Consider the following 26,618-nt stretch of genomic DNA (forward strand, 5'->3'; position numbering starts at 1 on the left):
GGTGCACCTTCGCACCGAGGCGTCCGGGGCGTGGACTACGGTCTTCCGGTGACCGCGCCACCCCTCGATCCGCCCGCGCCGCTGGAGCAGCCGCCCGTGCGGGCCGCCGATTCCGCCGCCGAGGTGCCGACGAGTCCCGGGGGCGTGCCCGAGGCGGCGGAGAGCGGCGGCTTCACCGTCCGGCTGGCGAACTTCACCGGCCCGTTCGACCTGCTGCTCCAGCTGATCGGCAAGCACAAGCTCGACGTCACCGAGGTGGCGCTGCACCGGGTCACCGACGAGTTCATCGCGTACATCCGGGCCATGGGCGACCAGTGGGACCTGGACGAGGCCAGCGAGTTCCTGCTCATCGCCGCCACCCTGCTCGACCTCAAGGCCGCCCGGCTGCTGCCCGCCGCCGAGGTCGAGGACGAGGAGGACCTCGCCCTGCTGGAGGCGCGGGACCTGCTCTTCGCCCGGCTGCTGCAGTACAAGGCGTACAAGGAGGCTGCGGCGCACATCGCCGCGCTGGAGGAGGTCGGCGGCCGGCGCTACCCCCGGGCGGTCACCCTGGAGCCCCGGTACGCCGAGGCCCTGCCGGACCTGGTGCTCGGCATCGGCCCCGAGCGGCTGCTGAAGTTGGCCATCAGGGCGATGACGCCGAAGCCGGTGCCGGAGGTGTCGATCGCCCACGTGCACATGGTCCGGGTCAGCGTCCGGGAGCACGCGGCGATCATCACCGAGCGGCTGCGCCGGGCCGGCACCGCCACCTTCTCGCTGCTCTGCGCCGACTGCGACGCCACCCTGGAGGTGGTGGCCCGGTTCCTGGCGCTGCTGGAGCTCTACCGGGAGGGCCTGGTCGCCTTCGTCCAGGAGCAGGCCCTGGAGGAGCTGACCGTACGCTGGACCGGCCCCGCCGAGGGCGGCCCGGACCTGCACATCGACGAGTACGCCGGCACCGCCGCCGAACCGGCGGACCAGACACCGCCCGCGGGCCCGCCGGGCGCCGCCGCGAGCGCGGCGGGGCCGGTCCACGAGGCCGGGGCGGGCGCGGCGGCGGGCGGGGACGGGACGGCGACGACGGAGGAGCAGACCGGATGAGCAGCGAGGAGCGCCGGGACTCCCTGGCGGACCAGGCCGCCGCCTGGATCCCACCCTGGCAGCGCCCCACCCCGCCGGCCGAGTCGCCTTCGGGTGATCCAGGCAGCGACCTGCCCCCGAAGGTGCCGGATCCCGCCGAGGTCCCCGCCGCGCCTGCCGGCGGCACGGGGGAGACCCTCGGGGACGCCGCGGGGGAGGGCACCGGGCAGGGCGGGGCGGCGGCACAGGACGCGGGGCGGCCTGACCCGGCGGAACGAGGCGCGGAGCGGACCGACACGGCGGAGCAGGGCGCCGGCCAGGCGGAGACCGCGGCACAGGGCGCGGCTGCGGGCTTACCGACGAAGCAGCCGGCCGGGCGGCGGCGGGCGGCGCCGGCACCCGCGCCGGTGCCGGAACTCGACGACGCGGAGCTGCGCGGGGCGCTGGAGGCGATCCTGCTGGTGGTCGACGAGCCGGTCAGCGAGCTGACCCTGGCCCAGGTGCTGGAGCAGCCCGCCGAGCGGATCGGGCCGATGCTGGACGAGATCGCCGCGGGCTACACCGCCGCCGGGCACGGCTTCGAGCTGCGCCGGGCCGCGGGTGGCTGGCGTCTATACACCCGCCCGGAATACGCGACCTACGTCGAACGGTTCGTGCTGGACGGGCAGTCCGTGCGGCTGACCCAGGCCGCGCTGGAGACACTGGCCGTGGTCGCCTACAAGCAGCCGGTGACCCGGTCGCGGATCTCCGCCATCCGGGGTGTCAACTGCGACGGGGTGATCCGTACCCTGGTCTCCCGGGGGCTGGTGGAGGAGTGCGGCGCCGAACCGGACAGCGGGGCGTTCCTCTACCGGACCACCACGATGTTCCTGGAGAAGCTCGGGCTGAACAGCGTCGACGACCTCCCGCCGCTGGCCCCGTTCCTTCCCGACGACGTAGAAGAGCTTGCCGATGCCACGCGATGACCGCACCCCCCGCCCCGACGCGCCCGTCTTCGAGGGGGCCGAGCGCCTCCAGAAGGTGCTGGCCGCCGCCGGCGTCGGCTCCCGGCGCGCCTGCGAGGACCTGATCTTCCGCCGCCGGGTCACCGTCAACGGGCGGGTCGCCCAGCTCGGCGACAAGGTCGATCCGGCCACCGCCGTCATCCACGTCGACGGCGAACGCCTCGTCGCCGACACCCGCCTGGTCTACCTGGCCATGAACAAGCCGCGCGGGGTCGTCTCCACCATGGCCGACGAGAAGGGGCGGACGGCGCTCGCCGACTTCCTCGGCAACCGGGTGGAGCAGCGGGTCTACCACGTCGGGCGGCTCGACGCCGACAGCGAGGGCCTGCTGCTGCTCACCAACGACGGCACCCTCGCGCACAAGCTGATGCACCCGTCGTACGGGGTGCAGAAGACCTACCTCTGCGAGGTGTCCGGGCCGATCCCGCGCAACCTCGGCAAGCGGCTGACGGCCGGCGTGGAGCTGGAGGACGGCCCGGCGAAGGTCGACTCCTTCCGGGTGGTGGACACCCTGGGCCGGACCGCCCAGGTGGAGCTGAGCCTGCACGAGGGGCGCAAGCACATCGTCCGGCGGCTGCTCGCCGAGGTGGGCCACCCGGTGAGCCGGCTGGTGCGTACCGCCATCGGGCCGATCCGGCTGGGCGACCTGCGCGCCGGGCGCACCCGGCGGCTGACCAACGCGGAGGTCGCCGCCCTGTTCAAGGCCGTGGGTGACTGACCGGCCGGCTCGCGGGTACGGCTGCCGGTAGGCTCCGTGGCGGCCCGGCGGCCGGCGGCGACCTCGCGCGCCGCCGGGCATGATTGAGGACGTGTGGAAACCGCTCGCGGGACGCGGTGGGCGTTTCGTGGGGTACGGGCTGAGGAGGACAACGGTGGAGGAAAACGTACGGGCCGGGCGCTGCGTGGTCGCTGTGGACGGGCCGTCCGGTTCGGGTAAGTCCACCGTCTCGCGGCGGCTCGCCGTCGGCCTCGGTGCTCGCTACCTCGACACCGGCGCCATGTACCGGGCCATCACCTGGGCCGTGCTGCGCTCCGGTGTCGACCTGACCGACACCGAGTCGGTGGCCAAGGTCGCCGGCGAGGTGGACCTGCGCATCGGCACCGACCCGACGGGGTACGGCGTGACCGCCGACGGCGTGACCGTCGACGCCGAGATCCGCGGCCCGGAGGTCACCGGGGCGGTCTCCGCGGTGGCCGCCGTGCCGGCGGTGCGCGCGCTGCTGGTCACCCGGCAGCGCGAGATGATCGCCCACGCCGGCCGGATCGTGGTCGAGGGCCGCGACATCGGCTCCGTGGTGGCGCCGGACGCCGACCTGAAGGTCTACCTCACCGCCTCCGAGGCGGCCCGGGCCGCCCGGCGCAGCGCCGAGGACGCCACCGACGTGGCGGCCACCGCCGCCGACCTGGCCCGGCGGGACCGGCTCGACTCGACCCGCAAGGCCGACCCGCTGGCGCAGGCCGCCGACGCCGTGGTGCTGGACACGACCGAGTTGGGCATCGACGAGGTCGTCGCGCGCCTGCGTGAGCTGCTGACCGAGCGGGGAGTGGCATGACCGACGCCGACGGTTGGGTGGAGCTGCGGGAACCGGACGTCGACACCGAGGAAGCGACCGGCCCGCAGCCGGTCGTGGCCGTGGTCGGTCGTCCCAACGTGGGCAAGTCGACCCTGGTCAACCGGATCATCGGCCGCCGGCAGGCGGTCGTCGAGGACATCCCCGGGGTGACCCGGGACCGCGTCCCGTACGACGCGCAGTGGGCGGGCCGGCAGTTCACCGTGGTGGACACCGGCGGGTGGGAGCCCGACGCCAAGGACCGGGCGGCCGCGATCGCGGCGCAGGCCGAGGCGGCGGTCGCCACGGCCGACGTGGTGCTGTTCGTGGTCGACGCGATGGTCGGCTCGACCGATGTGGACGAGGCGGCGGTACGCATGCTGCGCCGCAGCGCCAAGCCGGTGATCCTGGTCGCGAACAAGGCCGACAACGCCTCCATCGAGATGGAGGCGACCTCGCTGTGGTCGCTCGGCCTCGGCGAGCCGTACGCGGTGTCGGCGCTGCACGGCCGCGGCTCGGGCGAGCTGCTCGACGCCATCATGGACGCGCTGCCGGAGGCCCCGAAGATCGTCGAGCACCGCCCGCGCGGCCCGCGCCGGGTGGCCCTCGTCGGCCGGCCGAACGTCGGCAAGTCCAGCCTGCTGAACCGCTTCTCGGGCGAGGAGCGGGCGGTCGTGGACTCGGTGGCGGGCACCACGGTGGACCCGGTGGACAGCCTCGTCGAGATCGGCGGGGAGACCTGGCAGCTGGTGGACACGGCGGGCCTGCGCAAGCGGGTGGGCAAGGCCAGCGGCACCGAGTACTACGCCAGCCTGCGGACCGCGTCGGCGATCGAGGCCGCCGAGGTCGCGGTGGTGCTGCTCGACTCCAGCGAGGTCATCAGCGAGCAGGACCAGCGGATCCTGTCCATGGTCACCGAAACCGGCCGGGCGCTGGTGATCGCCTTCAACAAGTGGGACCTGGTCGACGCCGACCGCCGGTACTACCTGGACAAGGAGATCGAGCGCGAGCTGCGCCGGATCCCGTGGGCGATCCGGCTCAACCTGTCGGCGCGGACCGGCCGGGCGGTCGACAAGCTCGCGCCGGCGCTGCGCAAGGCGCTGGCGAGCTGGGAGACCCGGGTGCCGACGGCGCAGCTCAACTCGTGGCTGACCGCCCTGGTGCAGGCCACCCCGCACCCGGTGCGCGGCGGCCGGGCGCCGAAGATCCTCTTCGCCACCCAGGCCGGCGTGGCCCCGCCGCGCTTCGTGCTGTTCACCACCGGTCCGCTGGACGCGGGCTACCAGCGCTTCGTCGAGCGCAAGCTGCGCGAGGAGTTCGGCTTCGAGGGCAGCCCGATCGAGATCTCGGTACGCCCCCGCAAGAAGCTCGGCCCGGGTGGCCGCGGTAAGGCGCACGGCTGACCCCTGGCCGGACCTGATGCCGGATGGGAGCACCGCTCCCATCCGGCATTTTCCGCCCCCATCCCCTTACCTATCCTCCTAGGACGCTCTACGGGTGGCGAGGTGGGCGACGCGGCTCGGGGGCGGGAGGGGCCAGTGCGGACGACGGGATGATCGTGCGCTAAGCTGTACCGGCTGTCGCGGGGAGAACCGCGGGGGCATCGGGACGTGGCGCAGCTTGGTAGCGCACTTGACTGGGGGTCAAGGGGTCGTCGGTTCGAATCCGGCCGTCCCGACACAGTTCAGAGGGCATATCTCATCGATGGATATGCCCTCTTGTCGTTTCCGGGTGACTAACTGAGTGACTACCCCTCAGCGCCGAAGATCCGATCCATGGCGACCGCGCCGCTCAGGAGCACCGGCTGGAGTTGGTACCGAAGCTGCGCCGCAGTTCGCGGGGGCCCAGTCGCGCGGGTCAAGGCCCCGCTTTGGCGACGACCGGGCGGAAGGCCCGAAGCACCTTTGCCGGCATCAGATTCACCGCCGACCAGCGCCGCGACACCTGCGACCTCAGCCACCCCGGCACACTATCGGCGGCGACCGCGATGCTGCGGCTCAAAGACACCGCCTTGGACTACCTCGTGCCCGGTGACGTCACGGTCCCTCATCGACACCGCCGACGGCATCCAGGTCATCACCGATGACCGCGTGGACAAGACCGCCCGCGCCGAACGTTAAGAGGCCGACCGTCACCCGTTCGGCTCAGCCGAGGAGCAGGCCGTTCTGCTAAGGATGAAGCACGCCGAGTTGGCCGCTCGCAACCAGCCGGGCGGCTACTGGGGGGCAGCGGCGGACCCGTTCGCCGCCCAGCACACCATCACCGGAGAAGTCCCACTCGACAGCGTCCGGCGAGTGGCCGTTCTGACCGACGGAGCCGCCCGGTGGCCCTGTTCGGACTGCTGGACTGGCCCGACGTGCTCGACGTCCTTGAGCAGAGCGGCCCGACCGAGCTGATCCGCCGGGTACGCGCCATCGAGGCCGCCGACCCGTCATGCATGAAGTAGGCACGCAACAAGCGCAGCGACGACGCCACCGCCGTCTACGCGGCCTGAGCAGCCGATTTGCCATCCGAGCCGGCCGCCCTGCCGGCGATGTCGGGTCTCAGGACCTCGGTGACAGATCAGTCGCGGGACGTGGGTGACACGTTCGGCTAGCGATTGCCCTGTCGATCTTGCCATGGACAATGGCCGGTCGTGGGGCGACGGGGGTGAACGGTGACCCGGCAAACTGTCTGCCGTGGGGACGACAGCGCCGGTCACGGCTCATGACATGACAGTCGCCTTGGACTACGGGCAGTTCACTCTCTCTGGTACGACGGAAGGCGACTCGGACCTGGGAATGCTCGGGCGGGAGGCGCAGGCCGGCCCGCACATCGCGAGCGATGATCACACAGTGCTCGTCTGCGTGCCGCATCAGAACAACTTCGAGATGCCACTCCGGGTCGAGGTATGGGCCGAACCGCCGCCCCGGGACTTCGGGCAGTGGGAAGAGATCTTCGAGTGCGCGCTGGAGGTCGACGGCGGAGAGTTGTCGTACGGCTCGCCGACGATGGGCGAACGGCGGTGCGAGGTGCCTGACGGGCGGTACGGGGTTCGCATCTGTGGTCGGGGCTTCGTCAACCGGGGCTGGCCCGGGTCCACGAGACCCGGTGATGTGTGGCGGGTCCAGCTCTGGCCGTCGAGGAGAAACCTGCCGGACCGGAGGATCCGGGCTTGGCATCCGCCGGGAGCCACCGACTAGGCACTCTCGGATCGCACGCCGGAGCGTACGTACGGGTCTCCGATACCGGCGAGCGCATCGAGGTAGGTGACATCGCGTAGCAGCGGTCGGCTCCCTATGCTGGACCGATCGCGGCATAACCCGGTGTCCACATCTCGGGGGAGCCTCAGTCAGGGCTTTGATTTTGTCTATGGAGCTTTGAGGCGCCCCCGAGAACCTCCCACTCGCCGGAGTCGACAACGAGCTTTGCCATCCATGTTCATCGTTGTGCACTCCGGATGGGGGACGCCCTTTGCGGTCGGCGCCGAGTCGCTCAAGGATGCCGGAGACGTGAGGGCGGCGACGGTCTTGCGGAAGGTGTGGGTGACCCAGTCGAGGTCGGTGTCGGCGCGGGCCTGGCGCCACTGACGGCGGACGTTGTTGGGCGACAGCCAGGTGCCGCGTCTGGAGGCGAAGACCGCGTCATGGGGGCTTTCGGGGCGACGGCTTGCGGGCCAGGAGCATGCCGCCGGGGAAGCTGCAGTAGAAGCCCGCGGCGGCTACGACGCCCGCGGGCCGCATCCCGCGCCTGGGTCGGTCGGCGTCACCCCGGCTCCAGCCCGTTCGGTCGGCCCCACCCGGCCGGCCCGCATAGAATCCGGCCGACCGGCACGAAACAGGCCATTCCGAGCCAGGCGTGCTGTCAGACTGGCGCGGTGACGGTGGAAGGACCGACGGCCGGAGGTGACAGGGGGAAGACCACAGGACGCATGCCGGTACGCGCGCACCTGCGCGACGCCGTCGTCAGCCTGTTCGGCAGGCGGCGGGTACGCGAAGGCACCCGCACGGCCACCGAGGAGCTCTTTTTCGACCTGGTCTTCGTGTTCGCCTTCGTCCAGCTCGTCGCGCTGATCCGGAGCGACTACACCCCTCAGGGCGTGCTTCGCGGAATGCTCGTGCTGGCCCTGCTGTGGTGGTCCTGGGGCGCCTTCGCGTGGCTGAGCAACAACCTGCAGGCCAGCTTCGGGGTGATGCGGTTCGGGTTGTTCGTGGTCACCGGGATCACTTTCGTGATGGCGCTGTCGACCCTCGTCGCGTTCACCGACCGGCCCGGCGGGTTGTACGGCCCGCTCGTCTTCCCCATCTGCTATTTCCTCGTGCGGTCGCTGCACCTGGCGCTGTACGCGTACGCCGTCTCGGCCCAGCACATGGCCCGGCACATCCTGGTGCCCGCAGTGCCGATGGTCGCCAGCACCGCCCTGCTCGTCTGCGCCGCGCTCGTGCCGCACCGACTCCTCACCGACCAGCGACAGGTCGCCATCGCCGTGACCCTTCTCTGGCTACTGGCCGTGCTCGTGGACTACGTGGGTAGCTTCACGTTGCCCGTCTGGGAGATCGGCATCTTCTCCGCCCGGCACTGGTGCGAGCGGTACGGGTTGATCCTGATCGTGGCCGTGGGCGAGAACATCATCTCGATCGGAACGTCCAGCTCCAACGTGTCGCTCAGTTGGCCGCTCCTGTTCGCCGTCATGCTGGCCATGACCGTCACCGGGGCGCTGCTCTGGACCTACTTCGACGTGGTGGCGCTCATCGGCGAGCAGATCCTCGAGCGGGCCGACCCGAAGACCCGATTCGCGCTCGCCCGGGACGCCTACAGCTACCTGCACCTCCCCATGGTCGCCGGCATCCTCCTGCCGGCCCTCGGGATACGCGAGCTCGTCAAGAACGTCGGCTACATCGAAGGACATCATCCCGACGAACGGCTCTCCGCCATCGGTCTCTTCGGCCTCTACGGGGGGATAGCCCTCTTCCTCCTGGCCAACGTCGCCTACCAACTGCGGATGGCCCACACGATCAGGACAATCATCTGGACCCGGGTGGCCGCCGTTCTGGTGCTGGCCGCGCTCGTCCCTGTCGCACGGCGGATATCGGGCATCGGCGCGCTGGGCCTGCTGGCGGCTGTCTCCTTCATTCTGATCGTCGTGGAGGTCATCGTGGCCGACGGGCAGCGCCGTCGCCTGCGCGAGTCGGGCCTGGCCGCCCGGATGCAGGTTTGAGGCACCGGCATTCCGGCCCGCCACGGTCGTGCAGGGCGTACTCGACCGCCACGCCGCCGGGATCACCATCGACACGCACTGCCTCGCCTGCGGTGTCGAACGTTGCCGGCCAGGCCACGCCTGCCCCGGTCTGCGGTGTCCACCCGGACGGTCCCGCCGCATTGCCTGCCGTAGGCCATCCAGACTCATGGCCGGGGAGATGCCCGGCGTCCGGACATGGCGATGAGCGGACGTGACGTGGCCACGCTAACCAGTTGACGGGCACCGGCAGGATACTCGGTGTGCGTACGTTCAGTGACCTGGTCGATGAGGCCGCCGCAGTGGACGTGTCCGGCTGGGACTTCGACTGGCTTGAAGGCCGGGCAACGGAAGAGCGGCCGCCGTGGGGGTACTCGCGGTTGATCGCATCGCGCCTGCCCCACGTCACCTCGGCCCTGGACATCGACACCGGTGGCGGCGAGATCATCGCCGAGGTGCCGCACCTACCGCCGAAAATGGTCGTCACCGAAGGCTGGCGCCCGAACGTCGAACGCGCCCGTCACGCGTTGTCGCCCCGCGGTGTCGAGGTCGTGCCCGTCGAGCAGGGCCGGCCCCTGCCCTTCCCCGACGCCAGCTTCGATCTGGTGACGAGCCGCCATCCAGTGGACCCCGACTGGAGCGAGATCGCCCGCGTGCTCACCGATGACGGCACGTACCTCGCCCAGCACGTCGGGCCGGCATCCGCGTTCGAGCTCATCGAGTTCTTCCTCGGCCCGCTACCGCGGGAGCGGCTTGGCCGTCACCCCGATCGTGAGGCCGCGGCAGCGCGGGCGGCCGCGCTTGAGATCGTGGACCTGCGCACCGTTCGCTGCCGGATGGAGTTCTTCGACATCGGCGCGGTCGTCTACACCCTGCGCAAATGCGTCTGGTGGGTGCCCGACTTCACAGTGGAGCGGTACCGGGACACCCTCGATCGACTGGACGCCCACATTCGAAACCACGGCGTTTTCGTGGCCCACTCGACTCGGACCCTCGTCGAGGCCAGGCGTGCACCCCGCTGAAACGCCCACGGAACGGCTTCCCTGAGACATCCGCTCGTGCCGCCGTCCGGTCGTTCAGTGGGGGAATCCCTCCCCCACCTCACTCTTGGTGCCGCTTCAGCGCCCCTATCCACGGTCACCCTTCTTGGGCCAGGTGGCCAACGCCGCTAGGACGGCGCACGGAACCAGGCAACCCAGCAGACCGCAGAGCGACATGGCGACTGCCCAGAACAACCCCTCCACCACAAGGCTGGATGGTAGGCGTTTGCTCGGAGCGGCCCAGAGTCGGTGAGTGACAAGCTGGGTGACGATCGCGGCGGGCACTCATGGACGGGCCGGGACGCCCGCCAGCACGAGGGGCAGGGGGTCCCAACCAGGGCCGCCGCGCTGTAGGCGGAGCAGGAGGCGCGCCGTCTGCGGCGGAGTGGACCTCCGCCGGGTTTTGGGCGAGGTATTGGCGACCGAGGGTCAGGTCCATACACTCACCGCGTGATCCCGCCCGGATACCCCGCAGAGGCCCGACCATCGATGGCTCGTCCGCTCTGGTCGCTTGCTGGCCCAACGCTTAGTGCGCTGCTCGCGGCCGGACTCCTCACCGCGCCCATCGGACCGCTGGTCAGCGCGATCACGCGCGACCTCGACCTGTCCACCGCTAGCATGACAGCGACCGTGGTCGCACAGTACGTGGTGGCCCTGGTGGCCCTGGTCGCGCTTGGCTACCTGCTCGGCCGGCGGTGGCCCACGGCAATCGCGTTGCCTGCGCTGGCGCTCCTGATCATCGGCAGCGTCGTGAGCGCGTTCACGCCGGGTGCGGCAGTGTTGGCGGTCGGGCGGGTGATCGTCGGGCTGGGTGCCGGAACCGTGGCCGGCGTCGCCCTCGCCCTGTCCAGTCAACTGGTCCGCTGGCGCTCCCGGGCCCGGCTGGCGCTCGGCCTCGCGCTCGGCGCCGCTCTCCTGCTCGGACCCGTCGCGAGCGGCCTGCTGGCGCAGGCGCTGAGTTGGCGGACGGTGTTCCTGGTCGACGTGCTGGTGGCCACGGTCGCGCTGGTCAGCACCATTGCAAGCGGCATCGCCATGTGGGTCCTGCGTCCATCCCGGCCTAACCAGCCGGCCACCCCTGCTGCCACAACGCCGCGCCCCGGCGCAACCTGGGTCGGTGGCCCAGGGCGCTGACAGTCCGGGACCGCCGTGGCCAGTGGTCGGACTGCCCCGGACTCCGGCGTTGTGTGATTCTCCGAGCTGGCGCTGCGTGCTGGCCTCGCCAGCGAGCAGTCCGCATAGGGCGTCGCGCAAGCGCGCCGCGGCGGGCCGTACCAGGCCGACGACAGCGGCCGATCAGATTCGTCTTGGTCGGATGCGGTGCCCAGACCGATGCTTCCCCTCGGCCAACAGGAGGTCCACGGCAGCGAGGACTGCTTGCCAGGCCTGGGCGGCCGACGGGTCGTGGCGCTTGGCGAGTCGTTCGAAGGTGGCGAGGCTGCGCTGCACGGACTCCAGGTGCGGATCGAAGACTGAGGGCCGGCTCCAGCGGAGATAGCCCGGCGTCACGTGGAGCCGGACGTAGTTGGCGTTTCGGTAGCGCGGGTTGCTCAGTGAGCGCTGGCGGAGGTAGGCCAACTTCCCGAGCGCCAGCGTGTCGGCGAGAGGAAGCTCCTCGTCATTGGCCACGTAGGGCATCTTGGCTGAGGCTCTCGCCCTCAGGCCAATGGTTTGCAGCCTGTGACGATCGCGAGGGCCAGGCCCGCCGTCGGGGTTGGGCTCTCGGCTTTGCCAAGGACTGCCTGGTCAGCGTGTCGACGCCCACTCCGCCGCGGATCCACCTGTGGCAGCCGCTGGGCCGGGGGAGCACTGGCACCTGACCGGCCTCCCCGAATGCGTCCACGGCACGCCGGTCGCCTGCCACCACAGCGGACGAGCCGGTCGGACGTCGTGCCGCAGTGGCGATGGACGCGTACCCGACAGATCGTGGCGATTGTCGTTGGCGGAGACGAAGGTTGTGGTCGCGGTCTGAGCACGGGGGAGGCGCTACACGATGGACGCGTTGTCGGGATCTCGGTCGGTGGCAGGACCTCGCCGGCCAGCCGTCGGGCCGGTGGCAGGGCGGGGCGAAGCTCCGTGGCGGGGTTTCGTCCGACTGGCCCGGCTCCGCTTCCTGCTGTACAACCTCCTGCCGGTGGGTCTTGCCGTGGCGGTGTCGGTACACCAGGGCTATCCGCTCGATCTCACGTGGTACGCCGTCGCGCAACTGTTCGCGTGGACGGTCCACGTCATGACGCACTACTGCAACGAGTATTTCGACTTGGCGGCCGACCGGGCGAACGTCTACTTCACGCCGTGGACGGGCGGCAGCCGGGCCCTCGTCGACGGGGTGGTCGCACCCGTGGTGTCGCTGCGCGCCGGAGTCGTCCTGTTCGGCGTGTCGGCGTTGATGGTGGCTGTCATGCCGTCCTGGCAGGCGCGCGTGCTCGCCGCCGCAGCCGTGGTGCTGGCCTGGTTCTACACGGCGCCACCGTTGCGGCTGAACTACCGGGGCGCGGGGGAGATGACGGTCGCCGCGATACTCAACGGCCTGTGGCCGGCCGTCGCGGTGGTGCTCCAGGCCGGCACCGTACCGATGCTGCTGTTGGCCGTGCTGGCGCCCACCGCGGTGCTGCAGGTCGCGCGGATGATGGTGATGAACCTGGGCGACCGCCGATCGGACGCGATGGTCGGCAAGCGCACGCTGCCCGTCATCATCGGTTACCGGCCGGCGGTGCGGGTGATCGTCGGGGCGCAGCTGGTCGGGTACGCGATGCTCACCGTCTTCGCGTTGCTCGGCTGGGTGCCGTGGCTGGTCTGGGCGGCGATGGCCGCCACCGCGCCGCTGTCGGCCTGGCTCGTCGGGCAGCTCCGGGGCGGCGCGATGCGTGACCTCGACCCCCGGCGCATGACACCGGTGGTGTTCTGGGCCTCGAACCACGTGTCCCTGATCGTTGCGGCGGCGATGCTGGGCGTGATCCTGGATGCGGCGCGCCGCTCCGCGGACGGTGGTGCGCTGGCCGTGCTCGGCGCGGTTCTCGCCGGCTACGGGATGCTGTTCGCCCACCGTCTGTGGTTGGCGCGCCGACACTCCGAGCGCGGGCAGGATCCCGCCCAGCGTGCGCGGCCTGAGCCGGCTCAACGAGGTTGAGCGGACGGCTCCCGTGGTGCCCCGGTCGCGTGACCGACTTCCGTCTCCGCCACGACGTCGCCGTCGGGGACCGGTGGGGTCGGTGATCCCGTCCGACGTTGGATGAAGTAGTACAGCGGTGTGGCCGCCAGGGTGGTGATGACGGTCATCAGGGCCAGGACGGTGTACAGCGCCGGCGTCACCAGTCCCTTCTCCAGGCCGATGTTCAGCAGGACGAGTTCCATCAGTCCGCGCGCGTTCATCAGGGCGCCGACCGAGGCCGCGGAGCCCCACGGCAGACCGGCCGTGCGGGCACCGATGGTGCACGCCACGCCCTTGCTCAGGAAGGCCACCAGGACCACGATCACCAGGACCAGGAGCACACCGGGATCCGTCAACACGCTGAACTGCGTGGCCAGGCCGGAGTAGACGAAGAACGTCGGTAGCAGCAGCCGGACCGTGACCGGCTCGATGCAGGTCCGCAGGGCCTCGGTGAAGCGGCCACGGGGTATGGCGACGCCGAACAGGAAGGCCCCCACCACCGCGTAGATCCCGACCGCCTCGGTGTACGCGGCACAGAGCAGCAGGATGATCATCGTGGTGATGAGCCCGGCGGGACGCAGTCCGTTGTCGTCCATGGCCCAACGGGCGAGCCTGGCGGACAGGGTGCGCCCCACGGTCAGGACCACGAGGACGTAGACCAGACCTCCGCCGAGGGCGAGCAGCGCGACCGACGCGTCACCCTGGGCCGAGGAGACCACCACGGCCAGCAGGACCCAGGCGACGGTGTCGTCGACGGCGGCGCACGCCAGGGCCACCGTCCCGGTGGGGCTGCCGCCGAGATTGTTCTCGTGGATGATGCGCGCCAACATCGGAAAGGCGGTGATCGCCATTGCCGTGCCGACGAAGAGGGCCGCCTGCCAGGCGGACACCTTCTCGTCGAAGAAGGTTCGGTCGCTGGCCAGCATCCAGCCCAGCATCGCGCCGGTGGCGATCGGTGCGATGACGCCGGCGACGGACGACCCGAGCGCCGAACGGAGATGTCCCGTGAGCACGTCGGTGCGGAACGACATCCCGACGACGAACATGTACAGGACCAGACCGAGTTGACCGGCAACGTAGAGCACGATCAGCGAAGGGTGGGCAATGCGGCTACCGGCGTCGCCGGCGTCCAGATGCAGCGTGGTCGGGAACAGCCAGCCTTGCAGGGCGGGCAGCAGGAGACCGAGCAGCGTCGGCCCCAGCAGGAAACCCGCGACCATGTCGGCGACGACCTGTGGCTGACCGAGTCGGCGGAGGAGGAGTCCGACCGACCAGCAGGTGAACAGCACCACCGCGAGTTGGAGGAAGAAGTGCAGGGACAGGGCGAGATTCGACGGCATCATCACCTCGGCGGTCGCAGGCTTTGGGGTGCGGGCAGGAAGAACTGACGCATGCCGTACCGCAGTGGCCGACGCCGGCACCGGCGGGAGCCGCGCAGTTCGCCGATGACCACGAGGTGATCGCCGGCCGGACGGGTGGGGAGCCACATCGAGGTCCGCGGTGGCGCGCGCGCCGTCGGTCGGCCAGGACAGCCTCCAGACGGGGAGGTTCGCGGCCGTACGCGCGAGAACTGGTGCTGCCAGAATGTGGACGCGCGCGTCGCGCCGCCGTCGTGCGGCAGGTCGAGCGAGGAATTCGCGTAACCCGGCGCGGCGCCGGACGCCGTGTCGGCCATTCGCACACCGCTGAGGAGTGGCGGCGGCAGGCGCGCATTTCCACTGTCTGGCAGATCGTTGTCCGTGGCCGACCAGCGCGATCCGCCGGGACGGGAATGGCAACCCCGGGAGAGTTTACGCATCAGGTCGCGGAAGTCCTCTGGCTTCATCTGTCGTCCTTTCGGGGCGACGGTTCGCCGACGACGCGACTGCGTCAGATAATCGTGTTGGGTAAGCGGATACGTCAATGATTTATCGCTTGGTTCAGCAATCGTGGAGAGCATCTGGCCGCTGGCGACGTGGATCGTGGGCCGGAGACGGGTGGAGGCGCGGCGGGGCTGGTCGGTGTTCCGAGAGCCGTGGAGTTCCTGGTAGCTGCCACTGGTCCGGAGGCTGCGGATCGGCCTCGACGTGCCGGTGGGTTCCTCGCTCGGCCGGTCGGACCGACGGCGAACCCGGCCGGTGTGGTGCCGGCACGCGTTGCTGCGTGGTGCCGGGCGAGTTTCCCGTGGGCGTTCGGCGGAGCGGGTGACGAAGGCGCGGCAACGAGAATTGGGCCGGCAGGAAATCCCACGGCTCAGGTGGCCCGTCGGGGCCTCGGCTTCGTAGGAATTTGATCACAGCTGGGTCGGAGCCGGGAGCCCGCCGACCCTTGACCCGATTATCTTCGCTATGCCATTCTCGGTCGTCGGGAATATTCAGCGTATTCAGGGTCTGGCGCTGTCCTCCGGCTGCCGTGCGGCAACAGTTTCCCAGGCCCGCGTATTGGCGCTGACGTCAGGTCAGCGCCAGGAGCGGCATCCTGCCGCACATCCCTCGGCCCGCCCACTCTCGGCGCGGGCGGCACCTTTGGATCAGCTACCAGCTCGACCACCGTTACTTGCCGTTCCTGCTGCGCTGCTGACAGTCTTCGGCCTGTGGCAGATTTGGCGCCGCCTCGCCTAGGGCCGTCCCGTCACGTCGGTGCCGCGCGAATGGTCGGCGGCACCGGCGATCCTCCTGCCCCATCGGACACGGCCGGAGAGCATCAGCACCGCCGGCACGGCAGGTCCGCTGCCCCGACTTCCGGGTGACCCAGATCCTGGACGGTGACCCGTCGCTGCCCCGCGACGCTTCGCCGATCGCTGCGGTGCGCGAGCGAGCCGCGATTCGCCGAGCGGAGGTGTCACCGGGGCTGCTGCTGGTTGGTCTCAAGGGATGCAGAGGCTGAGCAGGAGGAGACGATGTGTCGGAAACCCAGGAGCAGATCCGGGAGTTGTACGCCGCCCGGCTGGCGCGCTCCGGCCAGCTCGAAGGTGGACAGCGGGGGCCGCGGGCATGTCGCCCGACCACGTCGCCCTCGTCACCGCACTCCAGCGGCTGCCGCGCCCGGCCCGTGAGGCCGTCGTGCTGAACCACATCGCGGACATGACGATGGCCGACGTGGCGGAGGCCTTGGGCTGCTCCGTGGAGGCGGTCAAGACCCGCCTCGTCCGGGCCCGTCGTGCCCTCGCCGTCGAACTCGACGACACCGCTGACATCACCACTGTTCGACCAGGGGTCGTGAACAAGAGAGGTTCTCTCCATGCCTGACCTGGACTTTGCCGGGCTCGATCGGGCCGTCCAGGCGGCCTTCAGACCGGACTTCACCGAGGTGCGGCGCCGGGCGGCACGCCGTCGACGGCACACCCGCGTGGCCGCGGCCTCGCTGACCACGCTCGCGCTGTTCGCTGTCGCCGGGGTCGCCTCCGCCAGGAGGCACCGCGCGGACCCCCAGGTGTCCGTTCCCGGCCTCGGCGGGACCCCGACGCCCGGCTTCATCCCGACGCCAGCGCCTTCCACCAGCCCCGTCCCCGGTGAGGCCCGCACCCCTCGTCCGGGCCCGGTGGTCGCGGGAGACCTCGACCACTTCTACTTCCGCTGGAAGAACTGCCGGGAGGACGACTGTGTGCTGGTGGTGTCCGGCACCGCCGACCGTGGGGCGACCTGGCGCAGCCGCGAGCTTCCGCTGCCACACAACGCGCTGGTCGCCCTCGCCACGGCCGGGCAGCGCACGCTGATCGCGTCGTACCAGGTCGACGTCGGAGCCGGCAGGCCGGTCTCGTCGCCGACGACAGGCCGCTGATGTTCAGCAGCGGCGACGGGGGACGGCGCCTGTCCCCGATGGAGCCCGTGCCCGGCGCGGCGGCCGTACCGGTACCAGGCGGATACGCGCAGGGCGGCTGGCCGCACACCGCGGGCACGTGGTGGTCCGCCGACGGGAATACCTGGTCCTTCCTGGGCGCGTCCGACCTGCCCTGACGCGGGGCTCCCGCCGGGCCGGCACCGCCCGGCGGGAGCGAGGCGGGACCGGGCAGCGGTGGTGCGGTGGTGATTCGATACGCCGGACGCCGGACGCCGGGCCAGAGGCCAGAGGCCAGACGCCGGACGCCGCGGCGGCGGGCGCGGCGTGGGCGGCCGCTGCGGGCTCAGGTGGTGTCGGGTGGGGGAGCGGCAGCCTCGACGGCCGGCGCGGACGCCGCCTCCGCGAGCGCGGCCCGGAGGGTGTCGCGCAGCGGTCCGTCGGGGTGCTCGATCCAGTGCTGGACGGCGACGCGCAGGGTGGCCAGGAAGGTCGCCGCCAGGATGCGGGCCCGCAGTTCCGGGTCGGGCCCGGTCAGCCGGTGGAGGACTTCGTCGGCGAGTTCGCGCTCGATGGTGGTGTACGCCGCGATTTGCTGGGCGACGAGTCCCGGGTGCCCGCGCAGTTGGCGGCGGCGGACCAGCCACGAGGGGGGCGTGTTGCCGTACGCCTCCTCGGCGAGGTGCTCGGCGGCCCGGCTCAGCGCGCGCCACGGCGGCGCGTCGGGCGGTTGCTGGCGGACCAGCTCCAGCAGTCGGCGCAGCCGTACGGCGTCGCCGTGGAAGATCGCCTCCTCCTTGCTGGAGAAGTAGTTGGAGAACGTCCGGCGGGACACGTTCGCGGCGTCGGCGATCGCCTCGACGGTGACGCGGTCGAGCCCGTGCTCGGAGGCCAGGCGCAGGGCCGCCTCGTGCAGGGCGAGGCGGGTCGCCGCCTTCTTGCGCTCCCGTAGCCCGGTGGCCTCGTCCATGCCGACAGCCTAGTGCCGACGTGACTCGTTTCTCATTGCGCAAACTTGCTCACTGGGCAAGATCGGCAGATGCTTGTATGCGGCAACCATCTGCGATGTGGGGGGACCGGTGGACGGCACCGCTCGTCAACTCGGCACCAGGCTGCACGAACTGGTCCGGACCGTACGGCTGATCCGGCGGCGCCGGGCCGACGTGCGGTCGCTCGTGCCGCTCGGCCTGGCCGGCATGCTCATGCAGATCGACCAGCTTCCCGCCGGCTGCCACGCGCGGGAACTCGCCGCCCGCACCGGGCTGGACCCGTCGACCGTGAGCCGCGCCATCGCCTCGCTCGTCGGGCTCGGCCTGGTCGAGCGGGGCGCCGACCCGACCGACATGCGGGCCAGGGTCCTGGCCGTCACCCCTGCCGGCCGGGCCGCCCTGGCCGAGATCTTCGACTGGTACGGCGGGGTGCTCGACCGGGCGCTCGCCGACTGGACGCCCGACGAGATCGCGGCGCTGAGCGGGGCGCTCGGCCGGTTCACCCGCGACATGGAGACCGCCCTCGGACACCACGACAACCTGGAGGTCGCGCGATGAGCGCACCCACCACGACGACCGGCGACACGCCGATGACGCATCGGCAGACGCTGGAGGCGCTCAGCGGCCTGCTGCTGGTGCTCTTCGTCGCCATGCTCAGCGGCACCGTCGTCTCGACGGCGCTGCCGAAGATCATCGGCGCGCTGAACGGGTCGCAGACCCAGTACACGTGGGTGGTCACCGCCACCCTGCTCACCGCGACCGCGACCACCCCGATCTGGGGCAAGCTCGCCGACCTGTTCAACAAGAAACTCCTGGTGCAGGTCGCGATCGTCGTCTTCCTGGTCGGCTCGGTGGTCGCCGGCCTCGCCCAGACCGCCGGCCAGCTCATCGCCGCGCGTGCGTTCCAGGGCATCGGCGTCGGCGGCCTCCAGGCACTCGTCCAGGTCGCCATCGCGGCGATGATCCCGCCGCGGGAGCGCGGCCGGTACAACGGCTACCTCGGCGGCGTCATGGCCGTGGCGACGGTCGGCGGCCCGCTGTTGGGCGGGCTCATCGTCGACACGTCCTGGCTCGGCTGGCGCTGGTGCTTCTTCGTCGGGGTCCCCGTCGCCGTCATCGCGTTGATCCTCCTCCAGGTCACCCTGCGCCTGCCCACGGTCCGCCGCGACAACGTGAAGATCGACTACCTGGGCGCCACCCTGATCGCCGCCGGGGTCAGCGTGCTGCTCATCTGGATCTCCTTCGTCGACGACTCGTTCGCCTGGGTCTCCTGGCAGAGCGCGGCGATGGTGGGCGGCTCGGTCCTGCTGCTCGCCCTGGCCGTCTGGGTGGAGGCGCGGGCTGACGAGCCGGTGGTCCCGCTCGACCTGGTCCGCCAGCGCACCACCGCCCTGGCCATCCTCGGCAGCCTGGCGGTCGGCATGGCCATGTTCGGCGGCGCCGTCTTCCTCGGCCAGTACTTCCAGATCGGCCGCGGCTACAGCCCGACGGAGGCCGGGCTGCTCACCATCCCGATGATGGCCGGCGTCCTCGGCTCGTCGATCGTCGCCGGTCGCCTGATCACCAGGACCGGGAAGATCAAGCCTTACATCCTCGTCGGGGCGGTCGTGCTCGTCGCCGGGTTCGCCCTGCTCGGCACCATCGACCACGAGACGTCGCTGGTGCTGGTCGGCGCGGCCATGTTCATCGTGGGCGTCGGGGTCGGCATGACCATGCAGAACCTCGTCCTCGCCGTGCAGAACACCGTCTCCCTCAAGGACATCGGCGTGGCCAGCTCCACTGTGGCGTTCTTCCGCTCCCTCGGCGGCACCATCGGGGTGTCGGTGCTCGGCGCGGTCCTCGCCCGCCGGGTCACCGAGCAGATCACCACGGACCTCGCCGCCGCGGGCATCCCCACCTCCGGCGGGGGGACCGGCAGCCTCAACATCGACGCCATGCCGGCCGTGGTCCAGCAGATCGTCCGGGCCGCGTACGGCGACGCCACCGGACACATCTTCCTGATCTCCGCGGCCATCGCCGTCGTCGGCGTGCTCGCGGCGGCCCTGCTCAAGCCGGTCACCCTGCGCACCAGCCTGGACCTGCCGGACGCCGCCACCTCGGCGGCCGTCGCCGCCGACGCCGTCGACGGTGCTCCCGCCTTCGACCAGGTGGACGTGGACGCCGTGGCGAAGGAGACGTCGGCCCGCCGCTGAGGTACGGCCCACGCCCGCCGGGGCCGCCGCCGTCGGAAGACGGCAGCGGCCCCGTTCGTCGGCGGGGAAGCGTGGAGCCGGCGTATGGTCCGCGCACCTGTACGACGGCGGCATGGTCGAGGGGGCCGCACCGTCTCCCGCCACGGGTGCAAGGCGACGCGGGAAACACGTCGGGGAGGGACGGTGACCGTCCCTCCCCGATGTCGAACGAGCCGCCTCAGGACAGGAACTTGTCCAGGGCCGCCTCGATGGTGCCGGAGTCCGGCGACGCGTACGACTTCATGGTGTTCTTGTTGTACGAGATGAAGCTCGGGCACCGGTTCGCCGGGGCGCTCACGGTGCCGCCGTCGCCGATCTTCTCGCCGGTCTTCGCCGCGTAGAAGGTCAGCTCGTAGCGCGACGAGATGTAGTCGATGGTGACCTGCTTGTCCGAGCTGTCCTTGTACTGGCACTTGCGGGGCGTGCCCTCGCTGCCCTCCACGAACTTCAGGCAGCCGACGACGGAGACCGACTCGAAGTCGGCGCTCTTGGCGTAGTACGGCTTGTTCGAGGCGACCGACTTCGACGACCAGAACGTCAGCCGGTCGGGGTTGTTCGAGAAGACGTACGCCTTGGCGCCGGACGCGCCGGAGTAGGGCGCCGCGTTGAGGATCTGGCTGCCCTCGCAGACGTCGCCCAGGTCGCTGGAGTAGCGGGCGGTCACCGCGTTGTTGCTGTTGCCGGGATCCTGCGACTCGGACTGCCCCGGGGTGGGGGTGGCGTCGGTGCCGGGCTCGCTGGACCCGCTCGGGGTGGCGGACGCGACCGGGGTGGGATCGTCGTCGTCGTTGACGAGGACGAACCCGACGCCGGCGCCGCAGAGCACGAGCAGGACCACCACGGCGGCGGCGGACAGGCCGATGATCAGGCCCTTGTTCGACTTCTGCGGCGGCGGGACCGGGGCCCCGAACTGCGGTGGCTGCCCTGGCTGGCCGTATCCGGGGTACCCGCCCTGCGGGGCCGGTGGCCCGCTCCACGGGGTGACGTTCGGATCCGGCTGCCCTCCGTACGGAGGGTGACTGTCGGTCATCTGAAGCCCTTATCGCTGTCGATGTGTGCCCACGCACGGGGATCATGCAACAGGGTAGTGAGCGCTCCAAATCGCGACAGTTGCCGGCGATCCGGTCGAGGTCCGGGTCATAGCCGCCAAGAAACCGGCCATCACCCTCTGTGTAGGAGATGGCTGCCCTGAGTCGACGGGGGTCGGCGGCGGCCGGGCGGCGTCGGGGAGGCGGATCCGGGCCGTGCAGCGGGATTCCGCTCCTCGCGTCACTCAAGTGCGGACGCCGCGCCGGGCGCGCCTGCCCCGTGACGAGGATCACTCATCCCGGCGGCCCGCAATGTGGGTGGTGCCGTGCGGCCGGGCGCTTCGGTCGGTCCGCAGTGTCGCCCGCTGTCGGGCGCGGGGGTGTCGCCGCCGCCGTCGCCGTGATGGTCGCCCGGTCTGCGGCCCAGGGGGCCGGAGATGCCGACGTATCTCAATTGGTTCCCTGTTCGCGCAAGCCTTTCACGTGCGCTTCTTCAACATCGTCCTCACATCGTGAACACCAAAGAAATATACGTAGATGAATATGATGGCTAAGGTTTCCTCATCGTCCACCGCCTGCCGGGTGCGCCACGAGCCACCCGAAGGCGACGACAGTAGGAGGACCGGGAGATGACACTCCCTCGCACTCGACGGCGTACCCTCGCCGGCGCCGTCGGCGTCTTCGCCAGCGCCGCCATGGTCACCACCATGATCGGCGCCCCGGCGACAGCCGCCCCCGGAACCGGCGAGATCCGCAGCGCCGGCGGCGCGACGGCCGTGGCCGACAGCTACATCGTGGTGCTCAAGGACAGCAGCGTCGGCGGTCGCGCCGGCACCCGGCAGGCCGAGGTGCGCAGCAGCGCCGGCTCGCTGGCCGCGCGCTTCGGCGGGACGGTCGGACACGTCTACGGCGACGCGCTCAACGGCTTCGAGGTGCGGCTGTCGGAGCGGGCCGCGAAGCGCCTCGCCGCGCATCCCGCCGTCGACTACGTCGAGCAGAACCACACCGTGACGGCGACCGCCACCCAGTCCAACCCGCCGTGGGGCCTGGACCGCATCGACCAGCGGGCCCTGCCGCTGAGCCGCACGTACACCTACAACAGCAGCGGCACCGGCGTCACCGCGTACATCATCGACACCGGCATCCGGACCACCCACGTCGACTTCGCCGGCCAGGCCGTCGACGGCTACGACGCGATCGACAACGCGCTGCCGGCCGCCGACTGCAACGGCCACGGCACGCACGTCGCGGGCACCGTCGGCGGCAACACCTACGGCGTCGCCAAGAACGTCCGGCTGGTGGCCGTGCGGGTGCTGAACTGCCAGGGCAGCGGCACCTGGGCGCAGGTCATCGCCGGCATCAACTGGGTGACGTCGAACCACCAGGCGGGCCAGGCCGCGGTGGCGAACATGAGCCTCGGCGGCTCCTACAACAGCTCCCTGAACACCGCCGTGGCGAACTCCATCGCCGACGGCATCACCTACGCCGTGGCCTCCGGCAACTCGAACGCCAACGCCTGCAACTACTCGCCGGCCTCGGTCCCGACGGCGCTCACCGTCAACGCCTCGCAGAGCAACGACGCGCGGGCCTCGTTCTCCAACTGGGGCACCTGCACCGACATGTTCGCTCCCGGCGTGGGCGTCCTATCGGCCTGGTCCACCAGCGACACCGCCACCTCGTCCATCAGCGGCACCTCGATGGCCTCGCCGCACGTCGCCGGCGCGGCCGCCCGGGTGCTCAGCGTCAACCCGGGCTGGACGCCCGCCCAGGTCCACTCGTACCTGGTCAGCCAGGCCACGACCAACGTGATCACCAACCCGGGCAGCGGCTCGCCGAACCGCCTGCTCTACCTCGCCCCGACCTTCTGACCCTCCGATGCCGGTGGCCGTAGCGGCTCCGGCGGGAACGGTCGCACCGGCCCCGAGGCGTCCCGCCCCGGGGCCGGCCCGCGCCCGGGCCGCTCTCGCCGCCTGCCGGGCGTGCGCGGAGGTCCGGGCGCTGGTCGGTGCGGGGCCGCTGTCCCGCGGCCGTCCGCGCGCCGGCAGACTTGCCGGATGTCCTCGACGATGCTGGTGGTCGGCCCGGAGCTGGCCGCCGCCCTGGTTGCCCTGGCCGTGGTGGCCGCCGTCGTGGTCCGGGCCGGTGGGCTCGGGCACGGCCGGCAGGTGCTGGTCGCCGCGGCCCGCGCCGCGCTCCAGTTGGCGGCCGTGTCGCTGCTGATCACCGCGATCGTGGTGTCGCTGTGGGCGACGGCGGCCTTCGTCGTCCTGATGTGCGCGGTGGCGGCGGCCACCTCCGGCCGGCGGATCACCGGCAGGTGGAACTGGTGGGCGGGCGTGCCGATCGCGGCGGGGAGCATGACCGTGGTGGCGGGGCTGCTGTCGGCGGGGCTCGTGCCGATGCGGGGGATCGCCGTCATCCCGGTGGCCGGAATCCTCATCGGCGGGGCGATGACCGCGACGTCGCTGGCGGGCCGGCGGGTGCTGGACGAACTGACCGGCCGTGGGGGAGAGGTGGAGGCCGCTCTGGCTTTGGGGCTGCCGGCGCGGGACGCCGTCCTGCTCGTGTGCCGTCCGGTGGCCGGGCAGGCGCTGGTGCCGGCGCTGGACCAGACCCGCACGGTGGGCCTGGTGACGCTGCCGGGCGCGTTCGTCGGGGTGCTGCTGGGCGGCGCCAGTCCGCTCACGGCCGGGATCACGCAGTTGGTCGTGCTGGTCGGGCTCCTCGCGGTGGAGGCGGTCGCGGTCGTCATCACCGTCGAACTCGTTGCCCGCGGCCGGTTGCGCCCGGCCCGGGCGGAGCTGCTCCCGTTCGACCTGCGGACGGACGTGAGCAGCCGGCGGGTCCGGACCTGGCGTCGAGGGCGGTCCGGACCCGCCGGCCGTCAGACCGGTACGGGGTGATCCGACTCGAACCGGGCCCGGGTCAGGAACGCCAGCTGGGCCCGCTTGTCGGGCATGTCGACCTCGTCGCCGAAGGTGAAGCCCTCCCGCTCCAGCCGGTCCAGCGCACGCTGGTTGCGCACGTCGGGTTCGACAACGATCCGCTGCCGGGTGGGGTCGCTGAACAGGTAGCGGGCGAGGGCGGGGCCGATGGCGGTGGTGAGGCCGCGCGGCGGCCGGTTGCCGGGCGCTAGCAGCAGGTGCATCCCGACGTCGCCGGGCCGGACGGCGTAGCGCTCGCCGACCGGGTCCGCCTCCGGCTGGTAGGTCTGGAACAGGCCGATCGGCGTGTCGTCGAGCATGATCAGGTACGCGTGGTGGGTGGCGAGCCCGTCGACGAACTCGTAGATCTCCCGCACGTCGTCCACCGAGTACGAAGCCATGCCCCAGAACGACGCCCGCGGCTCGGTCACCCAGCCGTGCACCAGTTCCGCGTGGCGCTTCGGGTCCAGCACGACGAGCGACAGCTCGCCGAATCCGGGGATCTTCTCCTGATAGGTCACAGTGTCTCTGCTCCTGGTTCCGGGGCGAGTTCTCGCCAGTCGGTGACCACCGGGACCAGCTCGCCGCCGGCCCACAGTGGGAGTTGGTCGTCGAAGTGCGGGTCACCGGGCCGTCCGGAGGCGCCGAACGGTACGACCCAGCGGCTCTCCGCGCGGTCGGTCAGGTCCCACACGTAGCGGGCCACCGGGCCGCGCCAGCACGCGTCGGACACGCCCGGGACGCTGGAGGTGGCCAGCACGCAGTCGCTGTCGCCGGCCAGCGCGACCCCTTCCCGCATCGCGCGTACGGCCGCGTCGACCGCCGGCTCTACGCCGAGGTGGACCGGGTGCAGCACGTGCCGCCGGCCCCACGGCCCGGGCGGGTCGCCCGCCGCGACGTCCGCCAGCGCCCCGGCCGCCACCGGGCCGACGTCCCCGCCGAGGCGGTGCAGCCCGGCGACCACCCCGTCGAGGGCGTGGCCGATGCGCGCCAGCGGGTCGGTCCACGGCGTGAACAGCGGGTCGAACGCGCTCGGGGCGCGCAGCGGGCGCAGGGCCGGGTGGTCGTGCAGCCGGCGGACCAGGGCCGCGCGCCAGGCGGCGAAGGCGCCGGCGTCCGTGCTGTCGGCCCCCATCCGCCCGTCCCAGGCGAGCAGCCGGTCCCGCAGGCGCCGCGCCGGCTCCCCGAGGCCGTCGGGGTCCAGCCGGTCGAGCAAGCCGCGCAGGGCCGAGGCCTCCAGCCGGGTGTCCATGTGTACGGCCGTCGGGCCGGCGCCGTCGGCCAGCAGGGCGCGGATGCGGCGGGCACGGTGCGGCGGGGCGAAGTCGGCGCCGAGGTCGGCGGTGTCGGGGCGTCGGTCGTTGGCGCAGACCGCCACCCCGTCGACGGCGGTGCGGCGCGGTGGCGCGTAGCCGCCGTGCCACCGGTACCGCGGATCCCAGCCGGGCACCGGCTCCCGCCGGCACCGGTCGTCGCGGATCGGGACGAGCCCGGCGACCAGGTGGACCACGGCCCCGTGCCGGTCCGCGACGAGGACGCTGTTGACCGGCTCGACCCAGTCCCGCAGCGCGTCGGCCACGTCGGCCGCGCTTCTCGCCCGCAGCAGCGGCAGCAGCGCGTCGAAGCCGAGGCGCCCCTCGACCCGGCTCGGGGCGCGCAGGCTGATCGCCTCGCCGGTGTCCCGGTCGTGGTCGACGACCGGCCCGCGGGGCGTCTCGATCACCTCGACGGACTCCGGCTCGCCGCCGCGTACCTCGATCCGCTCGACATGGCGGTGCGCCGGCGCCCAGCCGTCGGCCTCGCGGACCAGCACCCGGTCGCCGTCGCGGCGCACCTGTTCCCGGTAGAGGTCCTGGTAGTCGGCCATCGCGTTGGTGACCGCCCAGGCCACCTCGCCCGCGTGTCCGAAGTGGGGCAGGCCCGGGACGCCGGGGAACGCGAAGCCGAGCACGTCGAACTCGGGGCAGGCGAGGCGCACCTGCTGGTAGATGCCGGGCAGTTCGAGGATGCGGTGGGGATCGCCGGCGACGACCGGCGCCCGGCCGGTGACCGGGTCGCCGGGCACCGCCCAGGCGTTGCTGCCCGACCCGCCGGGGCCCTCGACGGCGAACAGGCCGGTCGCCGCCGGGCCGAGCGCGCCGGCGACGTGGGCGTGCCACAGCTTGTTGGGGAAGGTGGAGAAGAGCACGTGCTGGACGAGGAAGACGCCGAGCGGCGACCACGGCCGCCACGGGCCCGGGGCGCAGCCGACCGCCGCGAACTCGGGCGCCGCCCCGGCGCCCTCGGCGAGTCCCTCGTTGACCCCGTCCACATAGGCGGTGACCCACTGCCGGGTGGCGGGGGCGAGCCGGTCGAAGCAGCGCCGCGCGGTGTCGTCGAGGCGGGCGCGGCGGGCGAACCTGTCCCAGCCCAGCTCCGTGGGGCCGACGTGCTCGGCGAGGCGACCCTCCGAGCGCCACCGCTCGACCTCGATCTGCCAGGCCCGGTCGACGGCGGCCACCCGCCCCTGGAGCCGGGCGAGGTCGTCGACGGTGTCGGCGCGCAGGTGCGGGACGCCCCACCGGTCGCGATAGACGCCGGTCATCGCGGCGCGGGTCGGATGGGCGGCCGTGCCGCCTGCCACAAGTACGTCAACTTAGGTTACCCTCCCCTAACTGAGGCAGACCTTACC

General features: G+C 71.7%; 23 protein-coding genes and 1 tRNA gene. 18 read left to right on the plus strand and 6 right to left on the minus strand.

What is annotated here, in order from left to right:
* The first annotated feature begins 48 nt into the window (after window positions 1-48).
* From ACGF5C_RS29290 to ACGF5C_RS29340, 11 genes are all read left to right on the plus strand, one after another.
* Complete coding sequence (locus ACGF5C_RS29290; protein WP_393306764.1) at window positions 49-1,080, plus strand: segregation and condensation protein A; 1,032 nt, start codon at window positions 49-51, stop codon at window positions 1,078-1,080.
* Window positions 1,077-2,024, plus strand: a complete 948-nt coding sequence (scpB, locus tag ACGF5C_RS29295; RefSeq protein ID WP_393306766.1) for an SMC-Scp complex subunit ScpB — start codon at window positions 1,077-1,079, stop codon at window positions 2,022-2,024. The genes ACGF5C_RS29290 and scpB overlap by 4 nt, the downstream gene beginning before the upstream one ends.
* Window positions 2,011-2,781, plus strand: coding sequence for a pseudouridine synthase (locus ACGF5C_RS29300; protein ID WP_393306768.1), 771 nt, complete (start codon window positions 2,011-2,013; stop codon window positions 2,779-2,781). Before scpB ends, ACGF5C_RS29300 begins: the two co-directional genes overlap by 14 nt.
* Window positions 2,782-2,935: 154 nt before the next feature.
* Complete coding sequence (gene cmk, locus ACGF5C_RS29305) at window positions 2,936-3,616, plus strand: (d)CMP kinase (protein WP_393306770.1); 681 nt, start codon at window positions 2,936-2,938, stop codon at window positions 3,614-3,616.
* The gene (gene der / locus ACGF5C_RS29310) at window positions 3,613-5,016 is read left to right on the plus strand and encodes a ribosome biogenesis GTPase Der (protein ID WP_393306771.1); all 1,404 of its coding nucleotides are present in this window, start codon (window positions 3,613-3,615) and stop codon (window positions 5,014-5,016) included. Before cmk ends, der begins: the two co-directional genes overlap by 4 nt.
* Before the next feature lie 201 nt (window positions 5,017-5,217).
* Window positions 5,218-5,291: transfer RNA gene (locus ACGF5C_RS29315), tRNA-Pro, on the plus strand.
* 645 nt (window positions 5,292-5,936) lie between these two features.
* Entirely contained in the window at window positions 5,937-6,059 is a 123-nt protein-coding gene (locus ACGF5C_RS29320; RefSeq protein ID WP_393306773.1) for a hypothetical protein, read from the plus strand.
* A 232-nt stretch (window positions 6,060-6,291) separates the two neighbouring features.
* Complete coding sequence (locus tag ACGF5C_RS29325; protein WP_393306775.1) at window positions 6,292-6,795, plus strand: hypothetical protein; 504 nt, start codon at window positions 6,292-6,294, stop codon at window positions 6,793-6,795.
* 728 nt (window positions 6,796-7,523) lie between these two features.
* On the plus strand, window positions 7,524-8,810 hold the full coding sequence (locus tag ACGF5C_RS29330; protein WP_393306777.1) for a low temperature requirement protein A: 1,287 nt from the start codon (window positions 7,524-7,526) through the stop codon (window positions 8,808-8,810).
* Between the two features lie 281 nt (window positions 8,811-9,091).
* The gene (locus ACGF5C_RS29335; RefSeq protein ID WP_393306842.1) at window positions 9,092-9,850 is read left to right on the plus strand and encodes a methyltransferase domain-containing protein; all 759 of its coding nucleotides are present in this window, start codon (window positions 9,092-9,094) and stop codon (window positions 9,848-9,850) included.
* 468 nt (window positions 9,851-10,318) lie between these two features.
* Window positions 10,319-11,002 carry an MFS transporter gene (locus ACGF5C_RS29340; protein WP_393306779.1) on the plus strand — a complete coding sequence of 228 codons (684 nt, stop codon included), beginning with the start codon at window positions 10,319-10,321 and terminating at the stop codon, window positions 11,000-11,002.
* Between the two features lie 162 nt (window positions 11,003-11,164).
* Here ACGF5C_RS29340 and ACGF5C_RS29345 read toward each other — a convergent pair whose 3' ends face one another.
* On the minus strand, window positions 11,165-11,497 hold the full coding sequence (locus tag ACGF5C_RS29345; protein ID WP_393306781.1) for a hypothetical protein: 333 nt from the start codon (window positions 11,495-11,497) through the stop codon (window positions 11,165-11,167).
* Window positions 11,498-12,002: 505 nt separating this feature from the next.
* Between ACGF5C_RS29345 and ACGF5C_RS29350 the strand changes: the two genes are divergently transcribed.
* Window positions 12,003-12,998 carry a prenyltransferase gene (locus ACGF5C_RS29350; protein ID WP_393306783.1) on the plus strand — a complete coding sequence of 332 codons (996 nt, stop codon included), beginning with the start codon at window positions 12,003-12,005 and terminating at the stop codon, window positions 12,996-12,998.
* Here the strand turns inward: ACGF5C_RS29350 and ACGF5C_RS29355 are convergent.
* Window positions 12,986-14,359 (minus strand): cation:proton antiporter, encoded by a 1,374-nt coding sequence (locus ACGF5C_RS29355; RefSeq protein WP_393306785.1) that lies wholly within the window; start codon window positions 14,357-14,359, stop codon window positions 12,986-12,988. The genes ACGF5C_RS29350 and ACGF5C_RS29355 overlap by 13 nt on opposite strands.
* A 1,632-nt stretch (window positions 14,360-15,991) precedes the next feature.
* Here ACGF5C_RS29355 and ACGF5C_RS29360 point away from each other — a divergent pair.
* Together ACGF5C_RS29360 and ACGF5C_RS29365 are read left to right on the plus strand one after the other, a co-directional pair.
* Window positions 15,992-16,246, plus strand: coding sequence for an RNA polymerase sigma factor (locus ACGF5C_RS29360; RefSeq protein WP_393306787.1), 255 nt, complete (start codon window positions 15,992-15,994; stop codon window positions 16,244-16,246).
* Window positions 16,239-16,778, plus strand: coding sequence for a hypothetical protein (locus tag ACGF5C_RS29365; protein WP_393306789.1), 540 nt, complete (start codon window positions 16,239-16,241; stop codon window positions 16,776-16,778). The genes ACGF5C_RS29360 and ACGF5C_RS29365 overlap by 8 nt, the downstream gene beginning before the upstream one ends.
* Before the next feature lie 343 nt (window positions 16,779-17,121).
* On the opposite strand, the gene ACGF5C_RS29370 is transcribed toward ACGF5C_RS29365, so the two are convergent.
* A complete protein-coding gene (locus ACGF5C_RS29370; protein WP_393306791.1) occupies window positions 17,122-17,745 on the minus strand; it encodes a TetR/AcrR family transcriptional regulator in 624 nt (207 codons plus the stop codon).
* A 97-nt stretch (window positions 17,746-17,842) separates the two neighbouring features.
* Here ACGF5C_RS29370 and ACGF5C_RS29375 point away from each other — a divergent pair, with 97 nt between their 5' ends.
* Together ACGF5C_RS29375 and ACGF5C_RS29380 are read left to right on the plus strand one after the other, a co-directional pair.
* Window positions 17,843-18,322, plus strand: a complete 480-nt coding sequence (locus ACGF5C_RS29375) for a MarR family winged helix-turn-helix transcriptional regulator (RefSeq protein WP_393306793.1) — start codon at window positions 17,843-17,845, stop codon at window positions 18,320-18,322.
* Window positions 18,319-19,956, plus strand: coding sequence for an MDR family MFS transporter (locus tag ACGF5C_RS29380; RefSeq protein ID WP_393306795.1), 1,638 nt, complete (start codon window positions 18,319-18,321; stop codon window positions 19,954-19,956). The genes ACGF5C_RS29375 and ACGF5C_RS29380 overlap by 4 nt, the downstream gene beginning before the upstream one ends.
* A 217-nt stretch (window positions 19,957-20,173) precedes the next feature.
* Here the strand turns inward: ACGF5C_RS29380 and ACGF5C_RS29385 are convergent, their stop codons facing one another.
* Window positions 20,174-21,025 (minus strand): hypothetical protein, encoded by an 852-nt coding sequence (locus tag ACGF5C_RS29385; protein ID WP_393306797.1) that lies wholly within the window; start codon window positions 21,023-21,025, stop codon window positions 20,174-20,176.
* A gap of 627 nt (window positions 21,026-21,652) precedes the next feature.
* Between ACGF5C_RS29385 and ACGF5C_RS29390 the strand changes: the two genes are divergently transcribed.
* Window positions 21,653-22,891 (plus strand): S8 family peptidase, encoded by a 1,239-nt coding sequence (locus ACGF5C_RS29390; protein WP_393306799.1) that lies wholly within the window; start codon window positions 21,653-21,655, stop codon window positions 22,889-22,891.
* A 186-nt stretch (window positions 22,892-23,077) separates the two neighbouring features.
* A complete protein-coding gene (locus ACGF5C_RS29395; RefSeq protein ID WP_393306801.1) occupies window positions 23,078-23,926 on the plus strand; it encodes an ABC transporter permease in 849 nt (282 codons plus the stop codon).
* Here the strand turns inward: ACGF5C_RS29395 and ACGF5C_RS29400 are convergent.
* Window positions 23,908-24,468: a GNAT family N-acetyltransferase gene (locus tag ACGF5C_RS29400; RefSeq protein ID WP_393306803.1), complete on the minus strand. Its 561-nt coding sequence runs from the start codon at window positions 24,466-24,468 to the stop codon at window positions 23,908-23,910. The genes ACGF5C_RS29395 and ACGF5C_RS29400 overlap by 19 nt on opposite strands.
* The gene (locus tag ACGF5C_RS29405; RefSeq protein WP_393306805.1) at window positions 24,465-26,531 is read right to left on the minus strand and encodes a penicillin acylase family protein; all 2,067 of its coding nucleotides are present in this window, start codon (window positions 26,529-26,531) and stop codon (window positions 24,465-24,467) included. The genes ACGF5C_RS29400 and ACGF5C_RS29405 overlap by 4 nt, the downstream gene beginning before the upstream one ends.
* Window positions 26,532-26,618: the final 87 nt, after the last annotated feature.

The organism is Micromonospora sp. NPDC047620 (genome assembly GCF_043205005.1).
In the GTDB taxonomy this organism is placed as follows: Bacteria; Actinomycetota; Actinomycetes; order Mycobacteriales; family Micromonosporaceae; genus Micromonospora.